Source organism: Enterococcus sp. HMSC076E04 (genome assembly GCF_001814285.1).
In the GTDB taxonomy this organism is placed as follows: Bacteria; Bacillota; Bacilli; order Lactobacillales; family Enterococcaceae; genus Enterococcus_B; species Enterococcus_B lactis.
This window is the reverse complement of the sequence record NZ_KV815576.1, coordinates 1-6,441: the sequence shown is the minus strand read 5'-3', so window position 1 is coordinate 6,441 and position 6,441 is coordinate 1. Positions and strand designations below refer to the sequence as shown.

The window sequence follows — 6,441 nt, the reverse complement described above, 5'->3', positions numbered from 1 at the left end:
TAACACGTGAAAATATTTCATAGGTAAAAGAAGCATGACAATTTATGACAAATCCACGTTTTTTGTAACAGAATGATGTTCATCTCATGTGAAAAATGATGAGAAATTCCACATAATGCAGAAATGATAGGTTTAGAACAAGTGTTCTGATGAGAACAGAAATGTATAAATAACTTGAAAAAAATTGCTATTAATCATCATTTTATTTACACATTGCGTATATTTTTTGTATTTTTGCTTGAGATGTTACAATAAAAGAAAAAGGAGGCGGTTCCAATGAGTAAGAGATACCAGAACATCATGGTAGCAGTTGACGGATCAAGACAATCGATCAAAGCGTTCGCTGAAGCCCTTGACTTAGCAAAGGACAATGAAGCCCACTTATTTATCGTGTCAATCATCAACAAAGTTGAGCTGACCCATAGTGCCTATGCCTTTTCAAAAATCTATGCAGATGAAAAACAAAGAACAGAAGTAGCCATGCTGAAAAAAATCAATGATGCCAAAGAGTTCGGCATTGCTGAGATCCATGCAATAGTTGAAACTGGAGATCCAAGAAATTTGATTGCCAATGTCATCCCTGGACAAGAAAATATTGATTTGATCGTTATGGGAGCGACAGGAAAAGGAGCGATACAACAAGCACTAGTCGGATCGACCGCTTCTTATGTCGTTTCACATGCCCCTTGCAGTGTATTGGTCGTGAAGTAATTAGATAAGGGAGGAATAGAAAATGGTTCGCCCTCAAGAAGTTCGTGCACCAAAAGAAAAAATAGAAATTTTAGCAATTATTGAAGACGGCACACAAACAAAAAAAGGATACTCGATTGCTTTAATAAAGTGGAAAGGAAAAAAAGGTGTTGCTGTAAGGTGGGATGGAGATAATCAACAAGACAAAGGATTCCCGATCACTGCGAACGGCTACCATCCAGCGTGGTTTGTTCTGCCTGATAAATTTACAGAATTATACAGCTATGATTATGCGAAAACTGTCACATCCATTAAAGCATTAGACAAATTAGCAGAAGAGCAGCATAAAATGGATGAAAAATAAAAAAGATGAACCAATCAGTCTTTAGAAAACTGATTGGTTCGAGGAGTAAAAAATGAAAAAAGGTTATTTGGGATGAATATAGAATAATGCGTATAGCTTAAATCAAACTTAAAGCCATAAAAAAGGCAAGAGGGTGAGGTAAATGGAAGCAGGAAAAGTTTTACAGGAAGTAAAAGTATTATGTGCAGATAAAAAATATGAAGAAGCAAAAAGTCTGATTGAAAAGAACAAAGAAAATTTGGAAGAAAAATATCCGATTGCACAAGAATTTATAGAATTAAAACAAGGAACGCTTCTTCATCGATTCAAACATTTTTTTGGTATCACAGAATAGAAAAAAGCGATTAAAGATACAGCAAATCTCTGCTGATCTTTAATCGTTTTCTTTTGAAACTGCTAGGATTCAATTCTGATTTTTATATAAAAAATAGATCCAAATGATTAGAAAAACTACTGCAAGCGTCAATTCGATGATGTGTATCACTAATACAGATGTTGTTTCCCAATGTCTAAAAGAAAAAATCTGATAAGTAAAATATACGGCAGGTAAAGAGGCCAGTAAAACTGAAAACTTCTTTTTCGTCCATTTTATGTAATAGAAAAGAATGCTTAGCATAATAAAAAAAGGAATATAAAAAACGAACTGACCGATCGCGATCATACTATTGCCTCCAATAAATAAAGTCCAAGATACAAAATAACACTTTGTGCGTGAAGGCGCAAGCAGTTCTATGGATTTATCCAGTAAAATATGTATTGATTTTGAATTTATAGGGGAAAATTGCTATAATCAAAGTGAAAGAAGGAGTGGAATTTTCATGGATCATGTAGTGTTAGAAATCGATTTGCATTTAATCAATAATATTCGGGTGATTTACTATGTTGTAAGCAATAGTGTCGAACAACGTGTACTGACGAATAAAATCAATGGTATTTTAGCAAAGAAAGACGTTCACCGATTCAATAACGGTGAAGGTAGTTATTATAGTATCCCAGTAGAAAAAATTATTTATACGACAGTCAAAGTCAGAGAAGATCTGGATACTAAAAAGGCATATGAACCTATTTTTACAACTTATTGATTCACAGTAAATGGAGGAAAAAAATGAATCCATATGAACAACTTATCCAAGATTTGATTGATGGAAAAATCGAAAAAATCGATGTAAAAAGAGAAGAATTGATGGCTTTTCGAGAAGCATGGCTGAAATTGGAGAATCGTAAATATGTGGTAGGAAAAGCATCGCTGAACGGCAATGTGACTTATCACTATGATCCGACACGCTTATTTTAGTAAGGATGATTCAGAAAAAACAAGGGACTGTGACAAAAGTCGTGTCACAGTCCCTTCTTCTGGACAAACGGTGTTCCAGAAATGAAAATTCCTACTTATTAAATAGATTTTTGAACTTGTCTTTCACACTGTCGATATTTACGTCTTTTAGAAGATTTTGTGCTTTCTCTTTGTAAGGACCTAGTTGTTCTTTATGTTCTTCGATAAATCGTTTTGCGCCGTCGAAGTTGCCGCCTTTTATCATTTCCTTGACTTTTTGAAATAATTCTTCTTGATTCATTTTGAACACATCCTTTGCCATCAACTTGATTTTTTTCCATGGATAAAGCGAGAAAATCTAAATTATCCACATCACCATAATATCAAATAACGATCATTTTTGCTAAAAAAACACTTGTTTCTCGCTTCTAAAGTAGGAGAAAAATCTCCAACTTAGGACGGATGGAATTTCTCTAATTGCCCCATATACTGGATATATAACAAGGAGGTAGAAAGATGAAAGTGATTAAATATTTGATAGGATTGGCGGCGATTAGTGGTATTTTGCTATTTGGACTGAAATACTATACTGAAGGAAGTTACGGGGAAATCCCTGGTATACTTGACCAACTAAATCCATTAGTTGAAAAAGGTGAGGTCTATGTAAAAACACAAAAACCAGAGGAAGTAAATGAACATGGAACGGCAAGGTATGTTCAAAAAGCTGCTAATGCCGATGGGGAAGAACGAACAATTGAATTTAATGGACTTTCTGTGTTAAAAGAAAATCATTATTTGAAAATCAGCAATAAAGGAGCACACATAGAAACGTATGAAGAAGTTCCTAGAGAAAAAGTTCCGGAAAAAGCATTAGCAATTATTGGCTAAATCTACTGTATGAGCGCTACAGATTTAATTGTTGATTATAATAAGATTATGTAAACTAAATAATAAATAATAAAAATATTCCAAAATCCCCTGAAAAAAGATCATTCTTTTTTCAGGGGTTCATTTCTTATCAACAAGCTCATCAAATTGGGATGGCAGGGTTCGAACCTACAATTGCTTGATTCAGAGTCAAGTGCCTTACCAGTTTGGCTACATCCCATTTATTCAACAAAATAATCATAGCACTTTTCTAAAAAAACGCAAGTTATTTTTCTTGATCAGATAGTTGTTGTTTTACTCGTAAAAGGCGACGCACCAGTTTCTTTTCCAGTCCAGCAGGAAGGGCAATCCGCTCTGCTACTGACAAGACGGAGTCAAGCAACTGATATTCTTTGACAGGTTCATTCATGATATGGTAAATGTTTGCTAAACGCTCGATATATTCAAAGTGGGTGTACTCTGTTCGAGCGATTAGAAATTTTAATAAATCGATTGCTTTTCCATACTCTTGGTCTCCATAATAGACAAGAGCTTGACGATACAGTTTGATTTCTAGTTCATTGAGGGTAGCAGGTCTGCGCCGTTCGTTCCACTCATTAATAGAAACTTTACCTTGAACATTTCCTTTGCGGTCACGGACAAAAATAATCGGAATTTCATTTGGATCCATTTTTTTATGAGTGAATTTTTCCATTATCTGTGCTCCCTTCAAAGGTTCGGTATCTAGAGTATAAGGGATTTTTACTTTAATTACTAGCTTTTCTACAAAGTTAGCATTTGTCCGCTCATTGCAGTGAAAATGGCCGAAAAATCATTGATCGGTACTGCTCGATTTTTTACGCCATAGGGGTCGTTGACGTAAATATTCTCTTTGTCGTATCCAGTGACTACACAAGCATGAACAAGTGGAGTGACTCTTACTTCTCCGTTGTTTGTTGTCCAAGTCATAAAATCAGTTTCATCAGGGACTTCAAAATTGATAGTCACGGAAGTCCATACAGGATTTCCTTTAGATAGAGCTTTTTTGATATCATCTAGTTGAGCATCTGTTTTTGGTAAAGTATGATAATCCGTTTGGACGATCTGTTGAGCAAGAGAGGCAATAGGAGGGACATAGACGCCCATAGCCCAGTCTCCGCCACTGATATCTCCAACAAATCCTTCATTAGGATCGCCATGAGTCCCATCTGCATTGAAAACAGGGACGTAATCCAATTGTTCAGCTAACTGGTTTTTAGTCGTTTCATAACCATAAAAAGATAAAAGCATGGAAAGCGAAGTGACCTCGCAGCCATTTTCTAGAGAAGGAGAGTCAAACTGGCTCTCTAATGGAACATCTAGCAAAACTTCTGCTTTCTCTTTTGTTTTTTTCGTTTTTTGTGTTGAACTTTTTTGTGTAGTATTCATTGTATGTTCTGGAGAATGGATATGTAGGTAATAACTTGTACCACTTAATAAAAGAGTAGCTGTACCTCCTAGAAACAATAGTTTTTTAAATGTTTTTTTCTTCATTGGAAATCTCCCTTTTCAGCTGTTTATCTTTCCTATTATAAGTGTATTTTTATTGGGAAGGGAAGTATTTTATTTAAATATGTAAGAAATAATCAGTTTTTGAGGAATATTATTTATTATTTTAGAAAAAATTCTTCTAGATACAACAGCTGTTTTAATTGTGAAAACGAAAACAGTACGCTATAATGCCTGTAAGGTTGATTTTTGACTGTAAACAAAAAATCAAATAGTTAAATCTCCAAAAAATAGCAATTGTAATATGGAGAAAAGTTCCAGCAGTTTAGGAGGATTTTGATGACGGAAGAAATGATTAATTTAGGAGAACAATATGCATGCAAACCAATTGGCTTTACAAAAACGGTCGTTGGTGAAGTTGTATCAAAAATGACAAACTGTGCCGTGGTCAAAGTTGCCCAATGTGCTGCAGAGGATCAAGAGTTATTAGATGAAAAAGCAAGCATGGTTGTTGCAAAATATGATACATTTGAATAAAGAAAATAATTGGACGTGCGGCGTGCTGCAAGTCCAATTTCTTTGAGAAGGTAAATCAGTATTCTTTTCCTGTTTTCAGGTGAAGAAAAAGCGAGGCGAGTTGTCATGGTAACATTTTTTACGGTCCTATTGTTTTTATTCGTTGTTGTTATGTTCTTATTTCTTTGGCTGGTGCGAAAAGAAATTATTTATCGGACTGTTCGGAATCGATGGGTCTACTTGGTCATACCATTCTTAGTAGTACTAGTCATTTGGTACACACTCATCAGCCAGCCTACAGCAGATGAATTGGCAAAAGGGATTTTGTCAGCGATGATTTTTATTAGTTTTTTGTTGGACAGTCGAGGAATTACAGAAGAAGGGCTTGTCTTGAATAGCTTTGATAAAAAAGGTGTTCCTTTTTCTGAAATCAATAAAATCGTGTTGTACCAACCAAAAGGTTCTAAAATTGTAAAAATGAATTTTTTCCGAAACGGATGGCGGGGACCGATGCTGAAATTTTCTGCATCATTAGAAGAATTAGTTCCATTTTTGTCCCAACGCTTGAACGATGAGGCGGAGATTGATATTATGATCGATCCAGAATAAAAAATAGAGGTTGCGACAAGATGTTTGTCACAACCTCTGTTTTTTTCAAGTAAAATTATCCGAATACACGGAAGCGATCTGCATCGTTCATGTATTCTTTTTCCCCAGCTGGTGTTTCTGGTGAACCGAATACTAATTGTGAACGTAGTTTCCAGTTTGAAGGGATATTCCATTCTTTTGCAACTGCTTCGTCAATAACTGGGTTGTAATGTTGCAGGTTTGCGCCCAATCCTTTATCAACTAATGCTACCCAAGTGTTCGCTGTTGCGATTCCGTTTGATTGTTCTGACCAATCTGGGAAGTTGTCTGCATATAATTCAAATTGATCTTGTAGACCTTTTACCACGTCAGTATCTTTGAAGAATAATACTGTACCATAACCATTTTTGAAACCAGCTAATTTGTTTTGTGTATTTGGGAAAGCTTCTGCTGGAGTCAATGGGCGAAGTACTTCTTCAGTGATTTCCCAAAGTTTTTCATGTGCATCTCCGAAAAGAATAACTGCGCGTGTTGATTGAGCATTGAAAGCAGTTGGGCTTTCTTTAATTGCTTCTTTGATCAAAGCTGTCAATTCTTCATTAGAAAGTGAAACATTACGTCCTATATAGGTTGAATTAAATACTTTACATCCGCA

Annotated in this window: 13 protein-coding genes and 1 tRNA gene; 8 read left to right on the top strand and 6 right to left on the bottom strand. The window is 35.3% G+C overall.

Annotated elements, in window-relative coordinates; genetic code table 11:
- The first annotated feature begins 276 nt into the window (after positions 1 to 276).
- The 3 genes from HMPREF2961_RS02870 (at position 277) to HMPREF2961_RS02860 (ending at position 1,388) form a co-directional block, all read left to right on the top strand.
- Positions 277 to 711 carry a universal stress protein gene (locus HMPREF2961_RS02870; RefSeq protein ID WP_002292929.1) on the top strand — a complete coding sequence of 145 codons (435 nt, stop codon included), beginning with the start codon at positions 277 to 279 and terminating at the stop codon, positions 709 to 711.
- Between the two features lie 22 nt (positions 712 to 733).
- Positions 734 to 1,054, top strand: coding sequence for a hypothetical protein (locus HMPREF2961_RS02865; RefSeq protein ID WP_002315116.1), 321 nt, complete (start codon positions 734 to 736; stop codon positions 1,052 to 1,054).
- A gap of 142 nt (positions 1,055 to 1,196) precedes the next feature.
- A complete protein-coding gene (locus HMPREF2961_RS02860) occupies positions 1,197 to 1,388 on the top strand; it encodes a hypothetical protein (RefSeq protein ID WP_002315115.1) in 192 nt (63 codons plus the stop codon).
- A 69-nt stretch (positions 1,389 to 1,457) separates the two neighbouring features.
- Here HMPREF2961_RS02860 and HMPREF2961_RS02855 read toward each other — a convergent pair whose 3' ends face one another.
- Complete coding sequence (locus HMPREF2961_RS02855; protein WP_002292934.1) at positions 1,458 to 1,715, bottom strand: hypothetical protein; 258 nt, start codon at positions 1,713 to 1,715, stop codon at positions 1,458 to 1,460.
- 157 nt (positions 1,716 to 1,872) lie between these two features.
- Between HMPREF2961_RS02855 and HMPREF2961_RS02850 the strand changes: the two genes are divergently transcribed.
- Both HMPREF2961_RS02850 and HMPREF2961_RS02845 read left to right on the top strand, forming a co-directional pair.
- Entirely contained in the window at positions 1,873 to 2,136 is a 264-nt protein-coding gene (locus HMPREF2961_RS02850; protein WP_002292935.1) for a hypothetical protein, read from the top strand.
- A gap of 23 nt (positions 2,137 to 2,159) precedes the next feature.
- Positions 2,160 to 2,348 carry a hypothetical protein gene (locus HMPREF2961_RS02845; RefSeq protein WP_002288067.1) on the top strand — a complete coding sequence of 63 codons (189 nt, stop codon included), beginning with the start codon at positions 2,160 to 2,162 and terminating at the stop codon, positions 2,346 to 2,348.
- Positions 2,349 to 2,439: 91 nt separating this feature from the next.
- On the opposite strand, the gene HMPREF2961_RS02840 is transcribed toward HMPREF2961_RS02845, so the two are convergent.
- On the bottom strand, positions 2,440 to 2,628 hold the full coding sequence (locus tag HMPREF2961_RS02840) for a hypothetical protein (protein ID WP_002292937.1): 189 nt from the start codon (positions 2,626 to 2,628) through the stop codon (positions 2,440 to 2,442).
- A gap of 215 nt (positions 2,629 to 2,843) precedes the next feature.
- On the opposite strand from HMPREF2961_RS02840, the gene HMPREF2961_RS02835 reads away from it, so the two are divergent.
- Positions 2,844 to 3,215 (top strand): YxeA family protein, encoded by a 372-nt coding sequence (locus tag HMPREF2961_RS02835; protein WP_002315113.1) that lies wholly within the window; start codon positions 2,844 to 2,846, stop codon positions 3,213 to 3,215.
- A 147-nt stretch (positions 3,216 to 3,362) separates the two neighbouring features.
- Here the strand turns inward: HMPREF2961_RS02835 and HMPREF2961_RS02830 are convergent.
- The 3 genes from HMPREF2961_RS02830 to HMPREF2961_RS02820 all read right to left on the bottom strand — a co-directional run bounded on the left by HMPREF2961_RS02830 (position 3,363) and on the right by HMPREF2961_RS02820 (position 4,727).
- Positions 3,363 to 3,435 (bottom strand) — tRNA-Gln (locus tag HMPREF2961_RS02830).
- A 45-nt stretch (positions 3,436 to 3,480) separates the two neighbouring features.
- Positions 3,481 to 3,909, bottom strand: a complete 429-nt coding sequence (locus HMPREF2961_RS02825) for a hypothetical protein (protein WP_002329143.1) — start codon at positions 3,907 to 3,909, stop codon at positions 3,481 to 3,483.
- A 68-nt stretch (positions 3,910 to 3,977) separates the two neighbouring features.
- Positions 3,978 to 4,727, bottom strand: a complete 750-nt coding sequence (locus HMPREF2961_RS02820; RefSeq protein ID WP_070703927.1) for a C39 family peptidase — start codon at positions 4,725 to 4,727, stop codon at positions 3,978 to 3,980.
- 294 nt (positions 4,728 to 5,021) lie between these two features.
- On the opposite strand from HMPREF2961_RS02820, the gene HMPREF2961_RS02815 reads away from it, so the two are divergent.
- Together HMPREF2961_RS02815 and HMPREF2961_RS02810 are read left to right on the top strand one after the other, a co-directional pair.
- Positions 5,022 to 5,219: a hypothetical protein gene (locus tag HMPREF2961_RS02815; RefSeq protein ID WP_002315110.1), complete on the top strand. Its 198-nt coding sequence runs from the start codon at positions 5,022 to 5,024 to the stop codon at positions 5,217 to 5,219.
- Positions 5,220 to 5,324: 105 nt separating this feature from the next.
- Positions 5,325 to 5,807 (top strand): hypothetical protein, encoded by a 483-nt coding sequence (locus HMPREF2961_RS02810; protein WP_002315109.1) that lies wholly within the window; start codon positions 5,325 to 5,327, stop codon positions 5,805 to 5,807.
- 55 nt (positions 5,808 to 5,862) lie between these two features.
- On the opposite strand, the gene HMPREF2961_RS02805 is transcribed toward HMPREF2961_RS02810, so the two are convergent.
- Positions 5,863 to 6,411, bottom strand: coding sequence for a nitroreductase family protein (locus tag HMPREF2961_RS02805; protein WP_070703929.1), 549 nt, complete (start codon positions 6,409 to 6,411; stop codon positions 5,863 to 5,865).
- Between the last annotated feature and the right edge of the window lie 30 nt (positions 6,412 to 6,441).

What these genes read in the sequence shown, in the direction of transcription:
- HMPREF2961_RS02870 (WP_002292929.1), top strand. Translation starts at nt 277, where the DNA reads ATGAGTAAGAGATACCAGAACATCATGGTAGCAGTTGACGGATCAAGA.
- HMPREF2961_RS02865 (WP_002315116.1), top strand. Translation starts at nt 734, where the DNA reads ATGGTTCGCCCTCAAGAAGTTCGTGCACCAAAAGAAAAAATAGAAATT.
- HMPREF2961_RS02860 (WP_002315115.1), top strand. Translation starts at nt 1,197, where the DNA reads ATGGAAGCAGGAAAAGTTTTACAGGAAGTAAAAGTATTATGTGCAGAT.
- HMPREF2961_RS02855 (WP_002292934.1), bottom strand. Translation starts at nt 1,715, where the DNA reads ATGATCGCGATCGGTCAGTTCGTTTTTTATATTCCTTTTTTTATTATG.
- HMPREF2961_RS02850 (WP_002292935.1), top strand. Translation starts at nt 1,873, where the DNA reads ATGGATCATGTAGTGTTAGAAATCGATTTGCATTTAATCAATAATATT.
- HMPREF2961_RS02845 (WP_002288067.1), top strand. Translation starts at nt 2,160, where the DNA reads ATGAATCCATATGAACAACTTATCCAAGATTTGATTGATGGAAAAATC.
- HMPREF2961_RS02840 (WP_002292937.1), bottom strand. Translation starts at nt 2,628, where the DNA reads ATGAATCAAGAAGAATTATTTCAAAAAGTCAAGGAAATGATAAAAGGC.
- HMPREF2961_RS02835 (WP_002315113.1), top strand. Translation starts at nt 2,844, where the DNA reads ATGAAAGTGATTAAATATTTGATAGGATTGGCGGCGATTAGTGGTATT.
- HMPREF2961_RS02825 (WP_002329143.1), bottom strand. Translation starts at nt 3,909, where the DNA reads ATGGAAAAATTCACTCATAAAAAAATGGATCCAAATGAAATTCCGATT.
- HMPREF2961_RS02820 (WP_070703927.1), bottom strand. Translation starts at nt 4,727, where the DNA reads ATGAAGAAAAAAACATTTAAAAAACTATTGTTTCTAGGAGGTACAGCT.
- HMPREF2961_RS02815 (WP_002315110.1), top strand. Translation starts at nt 5,022, where the DNA reads ATGACGGAAGAAATGATTAATTTAGGAGAACAATATGCATGCAAACCA.
- HMPREF2961_RS02810 (WP_002315109.1), top strand. Translation starts at nt 5,325, where the DNA reads ATGGTAACATTTTTTACGGTCCTATTGTTTTTATTCGTTGTTGTTATG.